Consider the following 2,696-nt stretch of genomic DNA (forward strand, 5'->3'; position numbering starts at 1 on the left):
GCCAGTTCGCGCAGGGCGGTGAGGTTGCCGACGCGGAAGTAGTTGGAGAGGGCGGCGTCGACCTTCTCGGCGGTGTAGACGTTGCCGTGGGCCATGCGTCGGCGCAGGCCCTCGGGGGCCATGTCGACCAGCTCGATCTGGTCGGCGCGGCGCACCACTTCGTCCGGGACGGTCTCCCGCTGCGGCACCCCCGTGATCTTCTGGACCACGTCGTTGAGCGACTCGAGATGCTGCACGTTGACCGTGGTCAGCACGTCGATGCCGGCGTCCAGCAACTCCTGCACGTCCTGCCAGCGCTTGGCGTGCCGACCGCCGGGGATGTTGGTGTGGGCGAGCTCGTCGACGAGCGCCACCTGCGGGCAGCGGGCGATCACGGCGTCCGTGTCCATCTCGGCGAACCGGCCGCCGCGGTAGTCGCGCTCCAGCCGCGGCATCACGTCGAGGCCCTGCACGAGGGACTCGGTGTGCCGGCGTTTGTGGCTCTCGACGAACGCGACGACCACGTCCTGACCACGCTGGGAACGGCGGTGCGCCTCGTCCAGCATCTTGTAGGTCTTGCCCACGCCGGGCGCCGAGCCGAGGAAGACCTTCAGCCTTCCCCTACCGGTGCCGGTGGTTACCGCCATTGTCGCCGCGCCTCCTTCGCCGCCCGCTCGACGACTGCCGGTGCCTGACCTGTTCCGCAGGGACCCGTGGATCCGCTGACCGACCGCCGTGCGGTCGGTCAGCAGATCACCGGATCGGTGCGGAACAGGATCTGTGGATCAACCGAGCTGGTTCAGGGCCAGGTTGAGCTGGAGAACGTCGACGCGGGGCTCACCCAGGAAGCCCAGCGTACGGTCCTGGGTGTACTTCTTGACGAGCGCCTCGACCTGGGCGGCCGAGACACCGCGCGCCTTGGCGACCCGGTTGACCTGGATGGCCGCGTCCGCAGGGCTGATGTCCGGGTCGAGACCCGAACCGGACGAGGTGATCGCGTCCGCCGGGACCTGGCTCTCCGGAACGCCGTCGAACTTCGCGATCGCCGCCTTGAGCTGCGTGTAGGTCGCGGCCAGACCGGCGTCGTTGGTGCCCTTGTTGGTGGCGCCGGACGCGGTCGGGTCGTAGCCGAGCGCGCCGGCCGCCGACGGACGGGACTGGAAGTACTTCGGGTCCGGCGTCTGGGACTTGCCGTCCTTGGAGAGGACGGTGAAGTTCTGGCCGATCAGCGAGGAGCCGACGACCTGTCCCTTCGAGTCCTTCACCAGCGAGCCGTTGGCCTGCTTGGAGAAGGCCGCCTGGGACACCCCGGTGATCACCAGGGGGTAGAGCAGGCCGCAGAGCACCGTGAACAGGAGCAGGATCCGCAGGCCCGTGAGGTGGTTCCGCACCGAGGTGGGAAGGGGCTTAGCCATGAAAGGTCACTTCACTCGAGTCGGGACTGCTCAGTGCAGGCCGGGGATGAACTGGACGACCAGGTCGATCAGCTTGATGCCGACGAACGGCAGGATCAGGCCGCCGACGCCGTAGATCCCCAGGTTGCGGCGGAGCAGCGACTGGGACGAGGACGGCTTGTACGTCACGCCACGCAGCGCGAGCGGGATCAGGCCGATGATGATCAGCGCGTTGAAGATGATCGCCGAGGTGATCGCCGACATCGGGCTGTGCAGGTGCATGATGTTGAGCTTGTTCAGCCCCGGATAGACCACCGCGAACATGGCCGGGATGATCGCGAAGTACTTCGCGACGTCGTTGGCGATGGAGAAGGTGGTCAGCGCACCGCGGGTGATCAGGAGCTGCTTGCCGATCTCGACGATCTCGATCAGCTTGGTCGGGTTGGAGTCCAGGTCCACCATGTTCCCGGCCTCCTTGGCGGCCGAGGTGCCGGTGTTCATGGCCACGCCGACGTCCGCCTGCGCGAGCGCGGGAGCGTCGTTGGTGCCGTCACCGGTCATGGCGACCAGACGGCCGCCCTCCTGCTCCTTCTTGATCAGGGCCATCTTGTCCTCGGGAGTCGCCTCCGCGAGGAAGTCGTCCACGCCCGCCTCCTCGGCGATCGCGGCGGCCGTCAGCGGGTTGTCACCCGTGATCATGACCGTCTTGATGCCCATGGCGCGCATCTCCGCGAAGCGCTCCTTGATGCCGGGCTTGACGACGTCCTTCAGGTAGATCACACCGAGGACACGAGCGGGCTCGGAGCCCTTCTTCTCCGCGACCACCAGCGGCGTACCACCGAGGTTGGAGATCCGCTCCACGGCGACGTCCAGCTCGTTGCTGGTCCGGCCACCGTGCTCCAGCACCCACGAGGCCACGGCCGCGGCCGCGCCCTTGCGGATGGACTCGCCGTCGACGTCGACGCCGGACATCCGGGTCTGAGCCGTGAACTCGATCCACTCCGCGTGGGCCAACTCGCCCTGCGCACGCTCGCGCAGACCGTACTTCTCCTTGGCCAGCACCACGATGGATCGGCCCTCGGGCGTCTCGTCCGCGAGGGAGGAGAGCTGCGCGGCACTGGCCAGCGCCTGCTGGTCCACGTCGCCGACGGTCACGAACTCGGCGGCCTGGCGGTTGCCGAAGGTGATGGTGCCGGTCTTGTCCAGCAGCAGCGTGGAGACGTCACCGGCGGCCTCGACGGCGCGACCGGACATCGCCAGCACGTTGCGCTGCACCAGCCGGTCCATACCGGCGATGCCGATCGCGGAGAGCAGCGCACCGAT

At 68.1% G+C, this 2,696-nt stretch carries 2 protein-coding genes and 1 pseudogene; all 3 read right to left on the reverse strand.

Going from position 1 to position 2,696, the window contains the following annotated elements:
• Window positions 1-626, reverse strand: a pseudogene (locus ABH940_RS36885) (histidine kinase); the annotation flags it as partial.
• A gap of 138 nt (window positions 627-764) precedes the next feature.
• Window positions 765-1,394, reverse strand: coding sequence for a potassium-transporting ATPase subunit KdpC (gene kdpC / locus ABH940_RS36890; RefSeq protein WP_370072727.1), 630 nt, complete (start codon window positions 1,392-1,394; stop codon window positions 765-767).
• A gap of 30 nt (window positions 1,395-1,424) precedes the next feature.
• Window positions 1,425-2,696: potassium-transporting ATPase subunit KdpB (gene kdpB, locus ABH940_RS36895; protein WP_370107284.1), on the reverse strand; the 1,272-nt coding region annotated here is incomplete at its 5' end.

Origin of the sequence: Streptacidiphilus sp. BW17, assembly GCF_041262485.1 — a bacterium.
In the GTDB taxonomy this organism is placed as follows: domain Bacteria; phylum Actinomycetota; class Actinomycetes; order Streptomycetales; family Streptomycetaceae; genus Streptacidiphilus.